A 21,000-nucleotide genomic window follows, 5' to 3' on the forward strand; every position below is an offset into this window, starting at 1 on the left:
GTTATTATCCATTATTCATTAACAAAATCCGTTACCAATTTGTAGAATCTTTCAGGGTTTTCGTGATGAATCCAATGCCCTGCGTGTTCAACCATTTCGATGCGCGCTTTCGGAAAATGTTTTTTGATCAGGCTCTCATCTTTTTTAAGATGATATTGAGAGTTTTCCCCGCCTATGAATAAAGTCGGCCCATTGAATTCATGGTAATCATGCGCTTTGAAACGCACGATCTCATGTTCGGCAAAATGTTTGAGGGCGGGCAAATTCACACGCCAGGACAAAACATCATGATGCCTAACAAGATTTGTAATTACGAATTGACGGACTCCCCGATTTTTTATTTTGTTTTCCAGCGCAAGTTCAACCTGTTTTTTTTCTTTAAACTGCGAGAGTTTGATATCTTGCATAGCCTGGATGATCTCTATGAGCCCGGTTCCATAAGATCGCGGCGCGATATCCTCCACGATAAGTGAATGGAGCATCGCAGGATGATAGAATGCGTAATTCATTGCTACGTGACCGCCCATCGAATGTCCAATCAAGTAAAACGGGTTATGTATATGTTCATCTATAAACACCTCAAGATCTTCCCTCATGGACACGATCGAATGCACCGGATCGTGCGGCGATACACCGTGGTTACGGAGGTCGGGAATAAGCAGATGAAAAAGGTCTCCCATTCGCCGGGCAATCGTATGCCAGTTGCGCTCCGACCCAAGAAGGCCGTGTAAGACGATTACCGTTTTCCTGTGGCCTTTGCCGTATTCAACATAATGAAGTTTCATGATGACGGTGTTATTAAGCAGAGCGTATAATCTGTTATATTCAAATGAAAGATAGTATATTAGGCTGTTATATCAAATCCAATTCATATGCCTACTACAGAACACATCGTATTCATTCACGGCTTTGCCGATATTTCAAAGCTGTGGCATCGTTCCCGATCGTTCTTTGAAACTCATGGCTTTATCATACACTTTTATGATTACCGAACCATGGAGAATTATCTGGACATCCCGATGATTGTTAACGGATTGATTAAATTTATAAATGAAAACATTGGCCAGTCCCATTACCAGATTTTCGCTCACTCACAAGGCGGGCTAGTCGCTGAGTGGTTGGATTTTTTTAAAAGCGATCAAAGGCTTAAACGTATTATTACGATCGGCACTCCTTTTCAAGGAAATACCTTGCCCCTGATTGCGCCCAAAAGCATTCTGAGGCATCTGCCGGTCGGCCGTAAGCAGATTGCTGATCTGGCATGTATGAGCTCGATTCTATCCGCTATCATTCGCGAGCGAATTGAAAACCGGCTGGACCTAACGCCTTATATCTCTCTAATAACTCATTCCTCAACAATACCAAAAATCCAAAGCGACGGAATCGTTTCCGTCTGTTCCGGAAACAGGAATGCAGAGTATTATGTGTTCAAAGAAGACAAAATTCAGTATCTACCGCCGACCAAGCCAACGGTTCTGACTTATGTGAAATCAAATCACTTGCCCCTGACCATGGTACGTTTACTGCAGCCGGCCGGCCGGCCAAATTCATTCTCGGCCCTTCTTCTCTCGGCTTTCAATGGCGAACCAATCATTCCGTATGATGCTTTTAAGCCCTCACAATGCGTATTCGTTTTCCCGGCAAAGCTAAAAGAAGTGATACAAGTTGTTCATGATCTCCAAAAAATAAATTTCCGTTCTGCTCAGAACGGAAATTTTTTAATTGTCTACTACAATGTAAAGGGCAGCGAGCCGTTTATCAAGATTGGAGACCAATTCCTTCAACTTCAACCCGGAAAATTCACATACTTGCTTGATTCCTCATTTCTTAATACAGGAACATAGGCTTGTGCATCACATTAAAAATTTTAGGACGATAATTCTCCACATCATATAATTCTTTAACGTCAACAATTCTTTTACCTTGAGTGATCGTATCGACAGGCACCACCGTGTATTTTCCGTCGCACAAAGCCGTCAGAAGCCCGAATTGTTTTTTCTTGAGCATATCAACGGCCAGTCCGGCGTAACTCATTGCGACCATACGGTCTAATGCGTCGGGCTCTCCGCTGCGCATAAGATAAGCTAACGATTGGTAAATAATGTGCGTACCGGTGATTTTTTTTATTATGTCTGCGGTGATCTCTCCGATGCCTCCCAGCTTTTTATGTCCGTAAGCATCCTCTTCCCCGGACTCAATGATCGTACCTTCGATCATCTGCGCGCCTTCAGAGATCGTCATGATCGCGTAATTGCTTGGGTTCGTGTTTTTATCTTCCATCAATAATCTGGCTAGCCGTTCAGGGTCGAATGGTACTTCCGAAATAATCGACCGGTCGGCATTGGCTAGGAGAGCCGATATCAAAGACGTTTCGCCGGAGTTTCTTCCGAAAAGCTCAACCACTGCAATTCGCTCGTGCGATCCGGCCGGCGTACGCAGCATTTGAATAAAGTGCACGGAACGCGTTACCGCCGTCGAAAAGCCAATACAATAGTCTGTGCCATTCACGTCGTTATCCATGGTTTTAGGAATGGCCACCACAGGAAATTTTTCCTTGTTAAGTCGCACCGAATAACTCAATGTGTCGTCGCCCCCTATCGTCACAAGCGCATCGATCTTCAAGTGGTCCAACACTTTAAGAATGTGCGGTGTAAAATCCACTTTTGCCGTTTCTTCCAATTTGTCATAGTTTGCATCGCGCAAAAATTCGGGAATGTCGTTTTTATTAACTCTGCCCGGATTTGTCCTGGAAGTATGTAATACTGTTCCGCCGCTTCGGTCAATAGTGCGGGTGTTTGATTTATTGAGGGGTAATACCCACTGATCGGAATTTTCGGGTTCATTTAGGTTGTATCGCAAAAGCCCGCCCCAGCCTTTTTTGATACCCACAACTTCATATCCTTCGTTAATTGCGTCGAACACAACGGATTTGATACACGGATTTAGCCCGGGAACATCGCCACCACCAGTCAGAATTCCTATACGTTTCATATATCTCCTTTAAAATATTGTTACAGCGTAATTTATGTAAATCAAACCATTTTAAACAAGGGGAAAATATGTAAAAATATCATTTTTTTTCAATAAATTGAATTTTTTACTTGCTTTTTCTTCAATGTCGTGTTAATTTGAAGTCCCCACAAAAGAAGTTACCCCCTAACTTCTTGGCTACGATAGAGACCCAAGGACTAACCTCCTTGGGTTTTATTTTTTCTTCATTTTAAATTCTTGACAGTAGAGAAAAAACTAAATATATTCATTTCACACTTATCAAGTTCCCTTCATTGATGTCAACCCTATTTTAATTGTTCTAATATTGCGGACGCTGCACGTAGTTACGCCATTCTTTTTATTTAAGTAAGAGGATTTTACGTTTATGAGTATGACCAATGACTCCGAACACACAGACAAACAAAAACTGCACTTGCCTGACAAAGAAACCGTTAGGAGGGATTTTTTGCGGACTCTTTTTGGCGGCGGTTTCTTGTTATGGATCGGGGCATTCCTTTATCCCGTTTTCCGCTACTTAAAACCGAGAGAAGAAGAGGATACATCCAATCAGATCCAATCTGTGATCGTAGGCAAAGTGGCAGATTTCGCGTCCAGCCGCGCTAAGTTGGTAAGATTTGGAACTAAACCGGTGTTGGTTCTAAAAAACGATCAGGGCGAAATTGTCGCTTTCGGAGCCACTTGTAAACATCTCGGCTGCACGGTTCAATACCTTCCTGAAAAAAACAATATCTTCTGCGGCTGTCACGGAGGCGTTTATGATCTTACCGGAAAGAATATTTCCGGGCCTCCTCCTGCGCCCCTTGATAAATACAAAGTTGTCACTAACGGTGAAGATATAGTAGTATCTAGAGCATAATGCGATCAAGAAAAACGAAACCATATTAATCCAACAAAACATACTATGAGCCAACACGATCATCCAAATTCACTCAACGATCCAACGACGGAATTTCTGCCGAAATTTATCCGTGAACGATTTGATCTAGGCTGGATCATTGCTTTTTTTAAACACAAGCAGGTTCCAGTTCATAAGCACTCCGTATGGTATTATATGGGCGGGATCGCGCTTTTCCTTTTTATTGTTCAGGTCATTACGGGTATTCTTCTGATGGTTCACTACAATGCAGGCGAACCTCACGCGAGCGTCATGGCGATCATGTCGCAGGTTGATTTTGGATGGCTCATTCGGTCAACTCACAGTTGGTCTGCAAATTTGATGGTCTTAGTCGTGTTCATCCACATGTTCAGTACTTTTTTCATGAAGTCCTATAAGTACCCGAGAGAAATGACCTGGATGACCGGGTTCATGTTACTCGCTATTTGCCTCGGATTCGGTTTCAGCGGTTACCTGCTTCCGTGGGATCAATTAGCTTATTTTGCTACGCAGATCGGCATAAAAACCAACGAAGCTATTCCTGTAGTTGGGCCGTTTATTGCAGATATGATGCGCGGTGGTAAAGAACTTGGAACACAGACCATTGAACGATTTTTTGCTTTGCATGTATGGGTCTTGCCGCTCATGTTCATCGGCATTCTGGGATTACACTTGCTTTTTATTCAATTACAGGGAATTCATGCCCCGCAGTTCTTTGAAAATCTTCCCGCCGAAAAGAAAAAATTCATGAAATTCTTTCCGGATTTCGCCATAAAAGATGTTTATGTCTGGCTGCTCGTGATGAATTTCCTAGGTTTACTTGCCGTGATGTTTCCCTGGGAACTCGGCAAAGAAGCCGACCCGCTTGCCCCGGCCCCGATCGGAATTAAACCTGAATGGTATTTTCTAGCGATGTTTCAAGTACTCAAACTATTTCCACCTCATGTTGGCCCAATCGAAGGCGAACTTGTCGGCATATTATTATTCTCCGTTGTCGGTGTTTTATGGGTAGCAATTCCGTTTATCGACTCACCCAATGCACCCGCATGGCGTTCACGGGCGGTATATTATTTCGGCATTGCATTGCTTGCCGGTATTATTGTTTTCACTATGTGGGGGCACTATTCTGATTGAGACCAATGCTGAAAATGGTTTTCAGATAAAGAAAGGACAAATTTCATGTTAGAATTTCCTGTATGGAATGTGAACGGCATAGGCGGCGGATGGCTGATCGGCATCATTGCAACACTGCACGTCTATGTTGCGCAATTTGCAATCGGCGGGGGTTTGTATCTGGCTGTAACAGAGTACATTGCATTCAAGAATAATGACCAACCCCTGTTAGATTATATCCGAGGATTTTCAAACTTCTTAATGCTTCTGACGACGGTGTTCGGTGCATTGGGAGGGGTTGGAATCTGGTTTGTAGTTGGCAATGTAAATCCAACGGGCATTTCAGCGCTTATCCATAATTTTATGTTTTTTTGGGCTATCGAATGGGTCGTTTTTCTTGTTGAAATATCGATAGCGTTCTTTTATTACTATTCCTGGGGAAAAGTATCGAAGAAGTTCCACCTCCAGCTTGCGTGGCTTTATTACGGGATCGCCTTCATGTCACTCGTGGTCATTAACGGCATATTAACATTTATGCTTACGCCGGGCGACTGGATCACAACCGGTAATATCTGGGACGCTTTTTTCAACCCGTCATATTTGCCTTCTGTGGTATTGAGAACGGTCATCACATTTGCTATTGCGGGCGTATTTGCGATCGTAACGTCCTCACGAATTAAAGATGAGGCCATGCGCGTACGCATGCTGCATTATTCTGCTAAATGGCTGATGCCGTCTTTTTTCCTGCTTCCATTTATCGGCTATTGGTTTTTCAGTTCTCTGCCTGAAAGCGTAGCGAGTTTAGTTCTATCTGGAATTGCAAATATCGGATCAGGTAACCTTTCCATACTCACGCGTCTTTTGCTTCTAGTCATGTTACTGTCCGTTACCATATATCTCGTGAGCCTATTAGGGCCGTATTTTAATCCGAAAATGTTTACGTTCGGGTTTAGTATTGCGATCCTGATCCTGGGACTTTTTGTCACGGGCGCTACGGAAAGTATTCGTGAAATGCTCCGCAAACCGTATGTGATCTACGATTATCTTTATTCAAACGGAGTTCTAAAGTCCGTGGCTGCCGATTCGTCCAATTATAATATCATCATGCATAACAAATGGATTGCCGAAAAGACAATTACTCCTGAAAATCAGAAAATTGTAGGAGAAAAAATATTTCGCGTGCAATGTCAAAGTTGCCATACGACAACAGGATACCGATCACTGGAAGATCTTGCCGCGGGCTGGGATCGTGAATTTATATACCGACGCCTGAGTGCACTTACTGCAACCGGAATCATGCCGCCCTTTATGGGTAATGACGAGGAACGACGCGCACTCGCTGAATACATTGGCGATATAGTTAAAGCAAAGCCGCTGGTCGCGGAAAAAAAATAGATAATCTGCGTTGAGTCAAGAGTTTTTCATTAGAAGGAATATCCAAAATGCCCGATCAATTACCTATCCCCAATCCCGATGTAATACCCGTTCCGGGTGATATCGGCATGATCCTGTTTTTGCTGTACCTGACGTTTTTTGTTCATGTCGTGTTAATGAATATACTCGTTGGCGGAACTTTTCTAACCTTTGTTTCGGAAATGATCTCGAAGTTTAGTTCAAATGATCAAAAACGCTCGCTTCACGAACATTTATCGGAAAAATTAGGGCACATCATGCCGTTTATGGTATCCATGACCATTACATTCGGTATTGCGCCATTACTATTTGTACAGGGGATTTACGGACAGTTTTTTTATACATCATCGGTGTTGATGGCAACCGTCTGGTTATCGGTAGTCCTGCTAATTCTCATCGGCTACTACAGTTTATATTTTTACACGCGCGGTTTTGAAAAATATAAGAACCGACGTTATATATTTATTTCCATCAGTATGGTCATGTTTGCAGTCGTGGCATTTATTTATGTCAATAACCTTACGCTGATGCAAACTCCCCAAAAATGGTTAGCGATCTACACTAATACCAACGGATCAGGCTGGTATTTAAATACCGACGAGATTACTCTCATTCCCCGTTATCTGCATATTGCGCTTTCTGCCGTGGCGGTTTCCGGATTGCTGGTATTATATCTGGGCATGCGTGAAAAAACAAATGAACAACTCAAACCATTTGCCATCCGCTGGGGTGCAATATGGTTTATTGTTCCTACTTTGCTGCAAATCGGAGTTGGGCTTTGGTTCTATTATGCCATTCCTGAAAATCTTAGATCCATTTTTTCGCAGGGAACTCCGGCGCTTTTATTTCATTCCTCGCATGTCTTGTTCTTTATCGGAACCGTTTGTATCGCCCTGTCGGCAATAGGTAAACACAGAAACATAGCCGCATGGTTGGGCATCATTACCGTACTGGTAGGGGTATTAGGAAAAATAATTAACCGCGATCAATTACGTCAGGCTTATTTGCGTGAGGTGAATTGGACATTAGACGTACTTAAAACCGCTCCTCAATACGATGTGATCGCGCTGTTTTTTATTTCTCTATTAGCCGGAATCGGATTGCTTATTTGGGTATTAAGAAAATATCAAAAAGAAGTCAAAGCCAACTCTCCGAAATAAAATCAAAAGAAAAATAAGCACAACACCTATTGCGTCGTATATTAGTCCAAATTGGTCAATAAACGCAATAGTTCGTTTCTGTGTACCGCTGACAGAGTATATTAAGTTTGAAGCTTTGTTTGTTTCAATTGTTCACAGTAAAGAAGATTTGGATAAAACTATTAAGGCACATAGAGAATCTTCTGATGCGGTTTTCAGATAATCTAAAACTACAATTTTGTATTTTGGTTTTATTTAATGAAGTCAAAAATAACGCTTAAATCCGGTAAACATCATAATAACGATGTGGTGTTCTTGATTTTTCCAAAAGATGCGCAACTAATTGCAGCAGTTAGAACATTGGGGGTTGCACATTGGAGCCAAACCCAAAGCAAGTGGTATGTTTCAAAAAACGAATTTGATTTAAGCAAGATATTTACCGTCTTAAAAGAAAAAGCAATTATAGATTATTCTGGATTAAAAGAAAAAAGTATTGTTAAAACAAGTGAGCAGAATAAAGAAACCTCAAAAACCAAAACTACTATTCCGTTCGAAATTGACCATGGTTTAAATAAATTAAAAATGTGGATGACGCATAAAAGATACAGTGAATCGACTATAAACACATATTTAGATGCAGCAAAATCATTTCTAATGTTTGTATATCCAAAGCCAATTCAGAGTGTGACCATCGATGACGTCGTGCTTTATGTAAATGAATATATTATTAAACGAGGCCTGAGTTTTTCGTATCAAAATCAGGTAATTAATGCCGTTAAGTTGTTTTTTAGAGAGGTTGAACATTGCAGTTTAGATGTGGATAAGCTAGAAAGACCAAGACGCGAATATAAATTACCCAATGTATTAAGTAAGGAAGAAGTTGCATCTATTCTGAAAGCGCACACTAATGTTAAACATAAAACCATGCTTAGTTTAATTTATGCATGTGGTTTGCGAAGAAGCGAGTTGTTAAACTTAAAGCCATCAGACGTTGATAGTAAGCGAGGTTTATTAATTATAAAGCAGGCAAAAGGAAGAAAAGACAGGATAGCGCCAATTTCCGAAAAAGTTATTGAGATGCTTCGTGAATATTATAAAATGTACAAACCAAACGTTTGGTTATTCGAAGGACAAAATTCTGGAGAACAATATAGTGAAAAAAGTTTACAGAATGTTCTTAAGCAATCGTTAGAAAAAGTACAAATAAAAAAACCGGTTACCTTGCACTGGCTGCGGCATTCTTATGCAACACACTTGTTGGAAGCGGGAACGGATATTAGATATATACAAGAATTACTTGGACATAAAAGCAGTAAAACAACTGAAATTTATACGCATGTGTCAACTAAAAGTTTACAGAAAATAAAATCACCATTTGATGATTTATAAAGAAAATTTATTTGACTTTAATAAAATAAAGTCTCGATCTTATGAGACCTATACGGCTAATGGTGGTTGTATAAGTCTAGTTTTATGAGACCTATAAACGAGTTGGTGGCAAGGCTAACAAACGTGATAGTAATTAAAAACATTTTAAACATAAAAAAATAAAAACATGGAATCAATATTCAAATTCTTACTGCACAGACCAGCAGTACGACAAGAAGAAAATTTAGTCATTAATTTGAGCCAGAACTCAAATTATCAAGCTGAATTAGCTAAATCAATTGGCAAAGATAATCCAAGAGAAATCTTGAAAACATTATCTAATGATTTTGTAGAAACGAAAAATTTCGTGAAATCAACATTAGAACTGAAAGTTTATGATAAGCTAATCATATTTCAATCTAAACTTGATGAACTTTCCAAAAAAGCGAATATCACTTCAGATGAAATGAAAAATGCTGTAAAAGATTCATTTGGTTCAACTGTTGCAACTGTAATAAAGGATAATGATTACATCAATTCAATTAAAAACCTTAAAGACAGTATTATTGCTATCAAACATTTACAAGAGCTACATGAAAAACCAATTGAGGAACTTACTAATGCCTTAAGGGACTTGGAACTATTAGGTTTAAATTTTCCAAAAACAGGAGTGGAATTAAAAAAATATAGAAAAAGAGTCCTTAGGCTTCCTTCTCAGGCGGATTTAAAAAGCGTTTTAACTCAAAGAGAAGAGGAAAAAAAGCGACAAGAAGAAATTGAGCGAAAACAGCTTGAGGAGAAAAAGAAAGAAATTCAAGAAAAAGCAGCATTGTATAGCAAGTTGAAAAATGCTATAAAAGAAATAATGAATTTAGATTATGGCAACCTCGAATCTACACCACAAAAGGCACATGATGGCTTTATACCCCCAAAAGAAGTAAGACCTTTAAATGTATTTATGGAAAGTATTCAAAGAATGAATACATTAGGTCAGTTAGAGATACTAAATGCAAAAACTCAAATTGAAAAAGGGGTAAATGTTAAAAACCCCACATCACCTCAAACTCCATTAATAGAAAGTAAAACAATTGAAATCCAATCGAAAAGGCAATTTTTTACTGGCGTTGGAGAGTTCAAGCCTGTTTCAGAGTTATCAACCTTATTCAGGTTCAAAGTTGGTACAGAGAAAAATCTGTCTGAAAACACTTTAGCATTGCTTAAAGAAAGAAAGCTTAGTATTACAGAAATGGGAATAGATAAAATTATTGCAAGGTTGAAATATGAAATGGAAGACTTAGCAAACGAATTAGAATTGTTAACACAAACCCAAAAAACAAATTCAATAAGTCGGATCGGGAGTACCCTTGTAGTAACTTCAATACCGATGAAGTCAATGTGGGGGTATTTACCCACATCCGAAGTTTTCCTAAGCCCCAACTTTCAATTTATAGATAATAGAATACCACAGACCAAAGGCAAGGCAGCCCCATCAGGCCTTGCTGATTTAATCATCGTGAAACAACAGTTAAAAGGCTATGAAGGGCGGGATGTAGCTCATATAGAAAACATATTAAAGGGTGAGCTTAAATCCAGGGAACACAGAAGATTTAATCAAACTATAAATGATAACTTAATAGAAACAGAAACCATTAAAACAGAAGAAAAAGAATTAGAGACCACCGATAGATTTGAATTAAGCAGAGAGGCCAGCAAAACAATACAGGAAGAGGCTGCTTTAAAAGCTGGACTTACCATATCAGGGTCTTACGGTCCAACTGTCAGTTTTTCCGCTAGTGCCGAAGGGTCGTTGAGTACCTCAAAAGAAGAATCCACAAAAATTGCTTCAACTTTCAGTAAAAGCGTAACTCAAAAAAGTGTTGAAAAACTTACTGAACGAATACTGCAGAGTAACAGGATAATAATAACTACAGAAGTTGAGGAAAAAAACATTCACAAGATAGACAATACAGGAGGAAGTGGCCACATATCAGGTGTATACCAGTGGGTTGAAAAAGTGTACGAGGCTCAAATGTTTAACTATGGGATGAGGATGATGTTTGATTTTATGATACCCGAGCCGGGAGCATACCTTGTGGCTGCTATGGAAAAAGCCCATGCCAGTAAATTAGTAATTCAAAAACCAGTTGAATTTACATTACTGCCTAACCAAATTACCGAAACTAATTATAATTTTTGGATTCATGCATATGGAGCTGCAGGCATCACCCCACCGCCCGAAGAATACCTTACTAAGTCATTTAACTATAATGCAGGTGGTGGCGATGAAAAAGCAGACTATCATCATTCAGGCATAATACAAATTGACGAGGGATATCAAGCCATTCAAGCATCAGTTGGTGTGGTTTGTAATCAATGGAGTGGTAATCGTGTTGTGGATATGGTTATTGGGAGACGAACTCATAGATTTCCTGATGGGGATTGGCTTTGGATTACAAATTTGAATGATGAAAAAGAAAGTATTCCGGTGGGATTTAAAACAAATGATGTTTCTGACATTGCATTGGCCCTTGAAGTGAAATGCCAAAGAACAAGTCGAGCTTATAAAAAATGGCAGTTAGAGACCCATGGCAAAATAATGGATGCCTATAAAACAAAGGTTGCTGACTATGAAGAAAAGATTGCTGCTGCAGAGATGAGTGCAGGGGTTGAAATACAAGGCAAAAATCCTGCACTGAATCTTGAAATAATGAAAGATGAATTAAAGAAAAATTGTATTACCATTTTAACAGACCAACATTACAATTTATTCAATTCCATTGAAAGTAGTTCATATGGATTGCCACAAATAAACTTGTACGAAAACGAGGCAGAAGGCCCATATGTACGCTTTTTTGAACAAGCTTTTGAATGGGAACATATAACATGGCTTACATACCCTTATTTCTGGGGAAGAAAAAGTAAGTGGGAAGAAAAGATTGCCTACGATGACCCTGATCCGCTTTTCAATCAATTTATCAAGGCGGGCTATTGCCGAGTTGTAGTTCCTGTAAGACTTGGCTTTGAAGGGGCAGTAGATCATTTTATGACATTTGGAGAAATATGGAATGGAGGTCCACTTCCTGCGATTTCAAACGAACTTTATTTACCAATTGCAAATGAATTAGCAGAAAGATTAGACCAACCTGGTGATGAGATCCCGCAAGGTGACCCATGGGAAGTAAGAATACCTACAAATTTGGTAAAATTAAGAGCGGACGATCAACTCCCCAATTGGGCAAAAGACGTGAACGGGAATTGGGTTCCATCCTAAAAAAATATTAACACGATCTAAAGATGCGAAATATTTTTTTTGTTTTATTAATAGCTTCATGTCTGTTCTATACTTGTCAAGATAGAGCAACCAAAAAAAGTTCATCGCAAGATTTCATCAAAGCAGAAAATGGAGCACATGAAGATGTAATTCAAAATAAAGAAAGTGAACAGATCTCTAAAGATTGTTATTTGAGGGGCATAATTGCAATGGACTCTGAAAAAACATTGGTTCAAGCAATTAATGAATTTAACTGCTCAATTAGGTATGGCAAAAAATACAAAAAAGAATCATTGCAATATCTGGCAAAAATTTATGATAGGCTTGGTGACACGGTTCAATACAAGAGGTATGTTTTGCTTTTAAGTGAGATGGATTCGCTTAATCATAACTAAATAGTTTTAATATTATGGCTCAAAGATATATCATGGTTGCTGGTGTGGATTATGAATTCAAAGGAGTTGATTTTAGTATTTTTTGCAGAAGTCGTATCAAAAAAATAATCGCAAAAAACACAGCCAAAACAGATTTACATTTTACCACATTCGATATTCGAAAAGGAATGGTATCTGTGCTAGAGGTGACTTATCCTTCTGGAAACAAGAGTGAGGTTTCAAGTGTCCCAAATCCCTCTAAATATAAGTCGGTTTCAAAAACTAATTATAATGGAAAAGACTTCAAAGATGGTCAAAACAATATAATCTCAATTGTTGATATTTACAAAGAGGTGCAAAATATTGGGCTAAATTATCCAGGCACATTAATGGAGCTAAGTTTCTTTTCACATGCTTGGATGGGAGGTCCTATTCTTGTAAATAGTTATGATGATGGCAATTACACTTATCAACCACCTCCACCTGCTACGACTCCAATAACGATTGCGTTACCTTTAGGGCAGCGTGATCCAGACGATTTAGACCCAAGAGGATATAAGGATTTTCTTCCACCTAATATGTCGAGTGTTGGTTTAGCAAATTTTCAAAATGCCTTTAATACAAATGGCTTTTCATGGATATGGGGTTGTGCATTTCCTAGAGATGTACATGAAATTCTACACAAAATAGAAAATCACTCTAAATATAAAAGTTCTGGGTTAGTTGATAGTGAAGATTTTAATTTTAGAAATATGAAATCAGCTCATGTTAGTTTGATCTCTAGCTATTTAGGCATTGTTATCTCTAATTACAAAAATTTCACTATTAAATTTGGTGATTTGAAAAGATTTATATGTATGATAACAATTGCGTCATATTCTCAGATTCTTGCAAATAATACAAAAAAAGAAGTAAGAGGTGGAGTTATGGGGACGTATTCAGAGTATGATTCAGGAAGTCTACCTTTAATGCATGTACACAAGGGTTTTGCTAAGCATTTTACTTTTTATAAAAATTACATGGGTTTTTCTTTTGATAATGAAGGTAGAAACTACGGAATTTATACTCCAAACAAAATTTGTCCATAATAATTCGGTAAAAGTGCAAAATAAATTAACTAAGATTGGAGAAAGCCCAGCCACCAACATCGTATTGGCAATAGTGGGGCTGATAGTTATAAACTCAAGATTTGTGCTTCTATCGGGCATTTGTGCAAATGTTGTGCAGACGTTTTTCAAATGCCCCACCATCGCCAATACGTAAACGTTGTAGCACATTTGAAAACCAAACAATGAATAACAAAACAATATTTTTAGTAGGAGTGGTTGGAGTAACTTTATTTGTAAGCAGCATTGTAGTCGGTGGACTTTTAATTGAAGATTACAGTATAGCTCGTCAATATATCAGTGAAACTTTTGCAGTAGATACTGAGTACGGAATAATGTTAAGAATCTTTGGACATATTCCAAGTGGCGTTTTATTCACAATTTTTAGTGTTCTTGCGTACAAATATTTTCCTCCTTCGAATTTAACCAAAATCGGGTTTTATGGACTTGCTCTATTCTATGGTATTGGAACCATTGTGGTTTCAATATTTCCCTGCGATAGTGGTTGTAATAAGGAATTTCTCGACCCTAGTATTTCACAGATGATTCATAATCTTGCGGCTCTGATTATATATATATTTACTCCTTTGAGTATTATTATAACTGGTATCGGGTTAAGCAAAACTATTAATTATAGAAGCCTTTCAATTATAGCCATAGTATTGGGATTTCTAAGTGTTCTATTTGTCTATCTATTTATTTCTCAATTTAATTCGGAATATGGAGGTTTAAATCAACGAATTATTGAATCATTGATTTTAGCTTGGATTATTGTATGTGCATTAAAGATAAACAAGCAGAAAACATTTTATAAGCATTATGCTAGTGAAAATGCTAAATAGGGATACAATAAACAAAAAATGGGCAAGTTCTTAGTTCCTTTTTTATTGTAGGATAAAGGAAGAATTTAATAAAAACGTGCTACAACAGCACCTAAGAAGACATGGGGCGGACAGTGGTTTTCGGATGGTTTGTTCTTCGTGGCTACATTTGTCACAGGCGAATATGAAATCGCTTCGTAATGCCACACGTTTCTTAGCTGCCAAACGTTACCTGCAAGTGTAACAAAACGACACAACTGACATAAAAGATAGACAAAATGTATTCAATCAATAAGACAGGAATTACGAAAAGACTTGAGACTTGGCAACTAATAATTCCATTGGTTGACAATTCTGGCAACAAGTTTCCGCAGACCCAAATTGACGAAATTCTTGAAAATATTGGTGTGACATTTCCCGGTTATACAATGGTAAATTGTATGGGATTTTGGAAAGACCAAACACAAACATACAAGGACGAAAACTTACAGGTAATTATTGATACTCTACCAAACGCAAGTGCAGACACTTCTTCATTTTTTAGTAATCTTAAAGACGAGTTGTGCAAAACACTTGGACAAGAAAAAATTTATGTAACGAAAACAGGCGACAAAGTAGAACTAATTTCATTCAAAGAGTTTTTTTCTGAATTAGGGTTGGAATTAGAAACCACTAAAAATAGTGACGAAGAAAATTTAAAACTTGCGGGACAACTTGTCGCAAACCACGACTTTATCCTAAAACGACTTGCTTACGAAACAGTTGTTTTACAAAGAGACCTGACAAGCAAGAAAATTATTTGGGAAAGAAAAATTTGTGGTATAAGATTAAGAACAGAATTTGAAGACAATTTTTCCCTAGATGTAATTCTTTGCGGAGCTGACCAACTCAACCAACTTGGAAATGCAATTTTCCAAAACAAAGAAATTGTAATCGTAGGCGACTATGAATATCAAAAGTATTTTTTGGAAAAAGTTGCGTATAAGCCAATAGTTGAAGCGAAATTAGGAAATATAGAAAATGACATAGCATTTACAAACCAACAAGGTAATCCAATTACAACAAAGAAGTTTATTGAATTATTTACTATGACAGTCTTTAGCAATTATATGGTTCTAAGAGAAGAAAATTTTCAATCTTCTGAAATCAAAATTAATGTTGGTCAAGACGGTTCTATGCAAATCGGAGAAAACAAAATAAACGGAAATTATTTGTTTCATTGTCCAGCTATAATAAAAAGCAAAGAAGTTCAGAAATTAATTTTGGTTTGCCTAAACCAAGCCATCTCACAATATGAAAACAATCAATTAGACACTATTGCTTTGTTGCAAACTAAAGCAAGGACAAAATATGTAAAGAATAGAGCAATGGTAAGAAATATGATAAATAACAGATAGTTAAAACCATATAAAAAGAAGGATAAGCATTGCTGGTGATGCACAGGTATCAACGTGTGTTCGGACAAGGAACCCAAGTTAATGCCTGGCAGGTAGGTTCGAGACCTACATCCTTCACAAAAGACAGAAATGATAAGAAGAACAGCTTCATATACAACATTGCAAACGCAAATCCAATCAATATTTGACTTTGCAGTTGTTGTGTGCCATTCCGTTCCTGCTTTAAAACTGCAAATGAAACTTTTGGACGATGGCAAAATCACTAAACTTCCTGACCCCGATTATTTTGAAGCAAATAATCCAACAACAAAACTGAGAGAACAAGCAGACGGCTATAAGGACAAATTGGCGACTTATCTTTTTCTAAGTTCGTTTGCCTTTTTTGAAAACTATTTAGGAAGTGCTTTAAAAGAAGTTCTTGAATTAAGTGTCACTATCCCTGAAAAATCAGCCTTAAAAAGTAGTTTGACAAATAACACGAATACAAAACCAAAGAAAATTTTGCGTAGCAGTTTTGACCAAAGACACCTTCAACGATACGACAAATATTCAAGAGAACTGGATGCGACAAATTATATTCATCCTGACAGTTTAGTTTCAATTATATCAGTAGAAAATCTTCTCAAGACCATAATGGATTTAAAAGCAAATCAAATCCCTGACTTTTTAGTTAACACAATTAAAATGGACATTTTAGAAGCAGACAAAAATTCTTTTGGAACTTACCGACAATTAAGGAATGACATTGCACACGGTGACAATCCGACTGTTACTATGCGGAAAGTTAAGGAGGCAAATAAGTTTTTACGAAAGTTTGCAACTCATATTGACGAGTTTTTAATGGAACATTATGTAAAAATTGACAACTATAAACGATGACAGACGATAAAACACCAGCAGGTAACAGCACCTACAAGAAATTGGCGGTTCAGTGGTTAAATGAAACGTTGTGCCTCGTATCAAACTTAATAATGGCAGACAGTTTACGTCTCCGAAATCGCCAACTTCTTGTAGCTGCAAACCGTTATCTGACATCCGCCTGGAAGGAAATACGACATGACAATAAAAAGTTGGTACATATACTTGTTTGTAATGATGTGCACGTTCCCGACATTAGGCTGCGCACAATCAACTTCCATCAGCACAAACATTCCATCCTCTCGATTGAATGACGAGAGGTATATGTCACCAGATCAAGCTTTTACTCTTAAAGTCCCATACTTACTCAAGCCTGGTGCCAAAATTCATGAAGAAACTCCTGAAGGCGGGACATTAATTGTAACTTTCTCGGATGACTTTGGTCAAGTGTACTATTTCGTTCGAAGTAATAACACCAAACGAAATTGGACAATTGACACAATGGCTTCGATGTTGGAAATTGGGGATGTAGTTCAGGATACCCAGTTTGTTAAAACAAAACTTGGCATCCAGCTTCACTTTCAAGCAATTCGTAAAGGATCCGGGCTGCTACGAGGCACGAAGACTGAAGGAGCCGTAACATCCGATATCATTACTGATCTTGTCGAAGCCAAGTGTATCTTTTTTGACGCTCAGAATATGTATGACATTACCGCTGGTTGGAGTGTTGATGATTCGACAAAGTATAAAAGTTCAATGAAGAATGTAATACAAAGACTTGAGAAATTTCTGTCAGGATTGCAATTTCAATAATTTTCAGGCGGACGTCAGATAAGAGATTGTGGGCGTCGCTCGCCAGTAGCTCGCTCACGACTTAGAATGTTCTTAATTAACTTTAATTTCTCGCGTGCGAGCTACTGCGTGTAGCCGCCGAGCGTTACCAGCAATGTTAGACAACCGGGCTCAATCACGACTGACTACGATTTCAAAGATAGAATTAAAACATGCGATATGAAAACAGCTCCCGAACACAATGAGCGAATTGCAAAAATGACATTTGCATCTGTGTATCCGCACTACATCATTAAGGTTAAGAGCAAAGGCAGGACAATAGAAGAATTACATCAAATAATAGAATGGCTGACAGGTTTTGACACCAAAAAATTACAAGAACTCATTGATGATAAAGTAACTTTTGAAACTTTTTTTAAGAAGGCAAAATTGAACCCCAATGCACAACTAATAACGGGAGTAATTTGCGGCTACCGTATAGAAGAAATTGAAAACCCATTGACAAAACAAGTGAGGTGTTTAGACAAGTTGGTAGACGAATTGGCGAAAGGCAAAAAGATGGAAAAGATTTTAAAACAATAATTAAAGTCAGAATTATGGCAAAAACAAAGACAACTTACTCAGGGCAAAACGTAATAGAGTTTGTAAACTCATACGTTGACAACGAGCAGAAAAAAGCGGACAGTTTTCGACTGATTGAGCTAATGAAAGCGTGGTCTGATTCTGAACCTAAAATGTGGGGACCGAGCATTATTGGGTTTGGAAATTACCATTACAAATATGCAAGCGGACACGAAGGAGATGCACCAGTTCTTGGATTTTCTCCCAGAAAAGCAGCACTTACGTTTTACGTTTATTCAGACACAGAAAGAAGTAAATTAGTTTTAGCTGACCTTGGTAAATTCAAAATGAGTAAAGCCTGTATATATGTGAAAAAACTTTCCGACATCAATTTATCAGTTTTAAAGGAGATCTGTATAGAATCAATAAAATACATTAGCGAGCATCACGAATGTTCTTGCAGAGTAAAATAACAGATACATTGACGAAAGACAGAAACACTGCTGGTAACAGCGGTTTTGCGTCAGGCGGGGTGACGTGGTAAATTAGACATCAGTTCTTTTTATTAACTTTGGTGCAAGGTTGAAAGTTTGTGCTTCTAATCCCGCCCGAACGCAAAGCCCGAAAACGTTATGCGACCATGTAATTCCATTAATCTTTCCACCCATCTCTCCGTCTTAATAGTCCCCCGCCTTCAATAATCATTGCGTATTATGCCGGATTGAATTAAATTTTCAGCCGTCTGTAATAAGTTGCCTGAATGGCACAAAAACAATCATAGGAGATTTATGAAACGATTAACCCAAGGCCTTGCACTATTGATCATGCTGGTAATGATTGGATGTGCGAAGAAGGCAGAGCACAAAGACTTTGTTTTTCAAACGGAACAATTTGCCGATTTGAAAATCATTCGTTACCAGGTTCCCGGATTTGAGCAATTGACCCCGAAACAAAAAGAAATGGTGTATTATCTCTATGAAGCCGGTTTGTCCGGAAGGGATATCATTTGGGATCAGAATTATAAAAATAATCTACTGGTACGCAGAACACTGGAATCGATCGTAGCCAATTACAAGGGCGACCGTAATACAGAGGATTTCAAAAAATTCATGGTCTACACCAAGCGGGTTTGGTTTTCAAACGGAATTCACCATCATTACGGAAGCAAGAAATTTGAACCCGGTTTTTCATCGGATTACTTCGATCAACTGATTAAGAATTCTCCCGGCACATATCCCCTTGCAAAGGATGAAACCGTAGATCAGCTCATTGCTAAACTGACGCCAATCTTGTTTGACCCTAACCTGGATGCAAAACGGGTCAACCTTGACGCTAAAGACGATATCATCAAAACGTCCGCAATGAATTTCTATGAAGGGCTAACGCAAAAAGAAGTCGAGGCTTATTACGCGAAAGTCATTGATACGAAAAACCCGCAACCCATTTCGTACGGATTAAATTCAAAACTCGTAAAAGAGAACGGCGCTATCCAGGAAAAAGTCTGGAAAGTCGGCGGGATGTATTCTCCCGCCATTGAGAAGATAGTATACTGGCTTGAAAAAGCGAGTTCGGTTGCTGAAAACGAAACGCAGAAAGCTGCATTGGATAAATTAATCGAATATTACAAGACGGGCGATCTTAAGAAATTTGACGAGTATAATATCCTCTGGGTCAAGGACACGGAGTCCATGATCGACGTGAACAACGGATTTATTGAAGTATACGGAGATCCGTTGGGCTACCGAGGCTCTTTTGAGGCCATTGTCTCAATCAAAGACATGGAAGCCAGCAAACGTATTGACGCGATCAGCAACCAAGCACAATGGTTTGAGGATAATTCTCCATTGGCGTCCGAACATAAAAAGAAAAATGTGACAGGCATCTCAGCCAAAGTCATTACCGTAGTAGTTGAATCGGGCGATGCCTCTCCTACTACGCCTATTGGTATCAACCTTCCCAATGCAAACTGGATTCGTAAGGAATATGGTTCCAAATCAGTCAACCTTGGCAATATTGTTTATGCCTATGCCAAGGCCGCCGAAGGATCGGGTTTTCTTGCAGAGTTTGCTTATACACAGGAAGAGATTGACAGAATAAAAAAATACGGTGCGCTGGCAAGCGATCTTCACACGGATATGCATGAAGTCATCGGACATGCTTCGGGACAAATTAACCCCGGCGTCGGCACACCGAAACAATCGCTAAAAAACTACGCGTCAACGATCGAAGAAGCCAGAGCCGATCTTGTTGGACTCTACTATATCATGGATCAGAAACTGATCGATATCGGCGTTATGCCTAATTTTGATGTAAGCAAAGCAGCATACGATGGGCAGATGCGCAACGGCTTAATGACCCAGCTTACGCGTTTACAGTTGGGAGACGATATTGAACAAGCGCATATGCGCAACCGCCAGCTGATCGCAAAATGGGTCTATGAAAAAGGGCTGCCGGAAAATGTAATCGAAAAAAAGGTCAAAGAAGGCAAAACGTATATTGTAATCAACGACTATATGAAATTGCGGACCTTGTACGGCCAACTTTTGAAAGAAACGCAGCGCATCACTTCCGAAGGTGATTTCAAAGCAGCCCAGGAGTTAGTCGAAAATTACGGCGTAAAAGTGGATCATGAACTGCACAAAGAGGTTAAAGAACGCTATGACAAGCTCAACATCTCTCCGTACGGCGGGTTTATTAATCCCAAGCTTGCGCCGGTCATGCAGGGCGATAAATTGGTCGACGTCAAGATTGAATATCCGGCAGACTTCACGGAACAGATGATGTTTTACGCAAAAGAATACTCTTTTCTGCCGACGTTTAACTGATTAAAGACACTGCTAATTCATTTATAATAACTCCTCGTTTCTAAACGGGGAGTTATTCTTTTTTTGGATGAATGAT

The 21,000-nt window shown here is 38.7% G+C and carries 19 protein-coding genes; 17 read left to right on the plus strand and 2 right to left on the minus strand.

Annotated features, from left to right (window positions below):
- Nucleotides 1-11: 11 nt before the first annotated feature.
- Complete coding sequence (locus F9K33_12265; protein KAB2878654.1) at nucleotides 12-785, minus strand: alpha/beta fold hydrolase; 774 nt, start codon at nucleotides 783-785, stop codon at nucleotides 12-14.
- Nucleotides 786-872: 87 nt separating this feature from the next.
- Here F9K33_12265 and F9K33_12270 point away from each other — a divergent pair, with 87 nt between their 5' ends.
- Nucleotides 873-1,844 carry an alpha/beta hydrolase gene (locus F9K33_12270; GenBank protein ID KAB2878655.1) on the plus strand — a complete coding sequence of 324 codons (972 nt, stop codon included), beginning with the start codon at nucleotides 873-875 and terminating at the stop codon, nucleotides 1,842-1,844.
- On the opposite strand, the gene F9K33_12275 is transcribed toward F9K33_12270, so the two are convergent.
- A complete protein-coding gene (locus tag F9K33_12275) occupies nucleotides 1,828-2,991 on the minus strand; it encodes a phosphofructokinase (protein ID KAB2878656.1) in 1,164 nt (387 codons plus the stop codon). The genes F9K33_12270 and F9K33_12275 overlap by 17 nt on opposite strands.
- A gap of 385 nt (nucleotides 2,992-3,376) precedes the next feature.
- On the opposite strand from F9K33_12275, the gene F9K33_12280 reads away from it, so the two are divergent.
- From F9K33_12280 to F9K33_12355, 16 genes are all read left to right on the plus strand, one after another.
- Complete coding sequence (locus F9K33_12280; protein ID KAB2878657.1) at nucleotides 3,377-3,868, plus strand: Rieske (2Fe-2S) protein; 492 nt, start codon at nucleotides 3,377-3,379, stop codon at nucleotides 3,866-3,868.
- Between the two features lie 45 nt (nucleotides 3,869-3,913).
- Nucleotides 3,914-5,020, plus strand: a complete 1,107-nt coding sequence (locus F9K33_12285; GenBank protein ID KAB2878658.1) for a cytochrome bc complex cytochrome b subunit — start codon at nucleotides 3,914-3,916, stop codon at nucleotides 5,018-5,020.
- 45 nt (nucleotides 5,021-5,065) lie between these two features.
- Nucleotides 5,066-6,394, plus strand: a complete 1,329-nt coding sequence (locus F9K33_12290; GenBank protein KAB2878659.1) for a hypothetical protein — start codon at nucleotides 5,066-5,068, stop codon at nucleotides 6,392-6,394.
- Nucleotides 6,395-6,441: 47 nt separating this feature from the next.
- Complete coding sequence (locus F9K33_12295; protein KAB2878660.1) at nucleotides 6,442-7,572, plus strand: hypothetical protein; 1,131 nt, start codon at nucleotides 6,442-6,444, stop codon at nucleotides 7,570-7,572.
- Nucleotides 7,573-8,133: 561 nt separating this feature from the next.
- Nucleotides 8,134-8,940: a tyrosine-type recombinase/integrase gene (locus F9K33_12300; protein KAB2878680.1), complete on the plus strand. Its 807-nt coding sequence runs from the start codon at nucleotides 8,134-8,136 to the stop codon at nucleotides 8,938-8,940.
- A gap of 166 nt (nucleotides 8,941-9,106) precedes the next feature.
- Complete coding sequence (locus tag F9K33_12305) at nucleotides 9,107-12,190, plus strand: hypothetical protein (GenBank protein ID KAB2878661.1); 3,084 nt, start codon at nucleotides 9,107-9,109, stop codon at nucleotides 12,188-12,190.
- 23 nt (nucleotides 12,191-12,213) lie between these two features.
- Nucleotides 12,214-12,585, plus strand: coding sequence for a hypothetical protein (locus tag F9K33_12310; protein ID KAB2878662.1), 372 nt, complete (start codon nucleotides 12,214-12,216; stop codon nucleotides 12,583-12,585).
- A gap of 32 nt (nucleotides 12,586-12,617) precedes the next feature.
- Nucleotides 12,618-13,652, plus strand: a complete 1,035-nt coding sequence (locus F9K33_12315) for a hypothetical protein (GenBank protein KAB2878663.1) — start codon at nucleotides 12,618-12,620, stop codon at nucleotides 13,650-13,652.
- Between the two features lie 122 nt (nucleotides 13,653-13,774).
- The gene (locus tag F9K33_12320) at nucleotides 13,775-14,512 is read left to right on the plus strand and encodes a DUF998 domain-containing protein (protein ID KAB2878664.1); all 738 of its coding nucleotides are present in this window, start codon (nucleotides 13,775-13,777) and stop codon (nucleotides 14,510-14,512) included.
- Nucleotides 14,513-14,769: 257 nt separating this feature from the next.
- Entirely contained in the window at nucleotides 14,770-15,888 is a 1,119-nt protein-coding gene (locus tag F9K33_12325) for a hypothetical protein (GenBank protein ID KAB2878665.1), read from the plus strand.
- 129 nt (nucleotides 15,889-16,017) lie between these two features.
- A complete protein-coding gene (locus F9K33_12330; protein KAB2878666.1) occupies nucleotides 16,018-16,767 on the plus strand; it encodes a hypothetical protein in 750 nt (249 codons plus the stop codon).
- Complete coding sequence (locus F9K33_12335; GenBank protein KAB2878667.1) at nucleotides 16,764-17,060, plus strand: hypothetical protein; 297 nt, start codon at nucleotides 16,764-16,766, stop codon at nucleotides 17,058-17,060. The genes F9K33_12330 and F9K33_12335 overlap by 4 nt, the downstream gene beginning before the upstream one ends.
- 10 nt (nucleotides 17,061-17,070) lie before the next feature.
- Nucleotides 17,071-17,559 carry a hypothetical protein gene (locus F9K33_12340; protein KAB2878668.1) on the plus strand — a complete coding sequence of 163 codons (489 nt, stop codon included), beginning with the start codon at nucleotides 17,071-17,073 and terminating at the stop codon, nucleotides 17,557-17,559.
- 198 nt (nucleotides 17,560-17,757) lie between these two features.
- Nucleotides 17,758-18,120 carry a DUF2200 domain-containing protein gene (locus F9K33_12345; protein KAB2878669.1) on the plus strand — a complete coding sequence of 121 codons (363 nt, stop codon included), beginning with the start codon at nucleotides 17,758-17,760 and terminating at the stop codon, nucleotides 18,118-18,120.
- Nucleotides 18,121-18,134: 14 nt separating this feature from the next.
- The gene (locus F9K33_12350) at nucleotides 18,135-18,572 is read left to right on the plus strand and encodes a DUF1801 domain-containing protein (GenBank protein KAB2878670.1); all 438 of its coding nucleotides are present in this window, start codon (nucleotides 18,135-18,137) and stop codon (nucleotides 18,570-18,572) included.
- Between the two features lie 315 nt (nucleotides 18,573-18,887).
- Nucleotides 18,888-20,924 (plus strand): dihydrofolate reductase, encoded by a 2,037-nt coding sequence (locus F9K33_12355; GenBank protein KAB2878671.1) that lies wholly within the window; start codon nucleotides 18,888-18,890, stop codon nucleotides 20,922-20,924.
- The last annotated feature ends 76 nt before the right edge of the window (nucleotides 20,925-21,000 follow it).

It is taken from the genome of bacterium (genome assembly GCA_008933615.1).
In the GTDB taxonomy this organism is placed as follows: Bacteria; CLD3; CLD3; order SB21; family SB21; genus SB21.

Bases quoted from the DNA above. Each gene is read 5' to 3' on its own strand.
- F9K33_12285 (KAB2878658.1), top strand. From the start codon at position 3,914: ATGAGCCAACACGATCATCCAAATTCACTCAACGATCCAACGACGGAA.
- F9K33_12345 (KAB2878669.1), top strand. From the start codon at position 17,758: ATGAAAACAGCTCCCGAACACAATGAGCGAATTGCAAAAATGACATTT.
- F9K33_12325 (KAB2878665.1), top strand. From the start codon at position 14,770: ATGTATTCAATCAATAAGACAGGAATTACGAAAAGACTTGAGACTTGG.
- F9K33_12300 (KAB2878680.1), top strand. From the start codon at position 8,134: ATGTGGATGACGCATAAAAGATACAGTGAATCGACTATAAACACATAT.
- F9K33_12290 (KAB2878659.1), top strand. From the start codon at position 5,066: ATGTTAGAATTTCCTGTATGGAATGTGAACGGCATAGGCGGCGGATGG.
- F9K33_12295 (KAB2878660.1), top strand. From the start codon at position 6,442: ATGCCCGATCAATTACCTATCCCCAATCCCGATGTAATACCCGTTCCG.
- F9K33_12275 (KAB2878656.1), bottom strand. From the start codon at position 2,991: ATGAAACGTATAGGAATTCTGACTGGTGGTGGCGATGTTCCCGGGCTA.
- F9K33_12315 (KAB2878663.1), top strand. From the start codon at position 12,618: ATGGTTGCTGGTGTGGATTATGAATTCAAAGGAGTTGATTTTAGTATT.
- F9K33_12340 (KAB2878668.1), top strand. From the start codon at position 17,071: ATGTCACCAGATCAAGCTTTTACTCTTAAAGTCCCATACTTACTCAAG.
- F9K33_12270 (KAB2878655.1), top strand. From the start codon at position 873: ATGCCTACTACAGAACACATCGTATTCATTCACGGCTTTGCCGATATT.
- F9K33_12305 (KAB2878661.1), top strand. From the start codon at position 9,107: ATGGAATCAATATTCAAATTCTTACTGCACAGACCAGCAGTACGACAA.
- F9K33_12350 (KAB2878670.1), top strand. From the start codon at position 18,135: ATGGCAAAAACAAAGACAACTTACTCAGGGCAAAACGTAATAGAGTTT.
- F9K33_12335 (KAB2878667.1), top strand. From the start codon at position 16,764: ATGACAGACGATAAAACACCAGCAGGTAACAGCACCTACAAGAAATTG.
- F9K33_12355 (KAB2878671.1), top strand. From the start codon at position 18,888: ATGAAACGATTAACCCAAGGCCTTGCACTATTGATCATGCTGGTAATG.
- F9K33_12330 (KAB2878666.1), top strand. From the start codon at position 16,018: ATGATAAGAAGAACAGCTTCATATACAACATTGCAAACGCAAATCCAA.
- F9K33_12310 (KAB2878662.1), top strand. From the start codon at position 12,214: ATGCGAAATATTTTTTTTGTTTTATTAATAGCTTCATGTCTGTTCTAT.
- F9K33_12265 (KAB2878654.1), bottom strand. From the start codon at position 785: ATGAAACTTCATTATGTTGAATACGGCAAAGGCCACAGGAAAACGGTA.
- F9K33_12280 (KAB2878657.1), top strand. From the start codon at position 3,377: ATGAGTATGACCAATGACTCCGAACACACAGACAAACAAAAACTGCAC.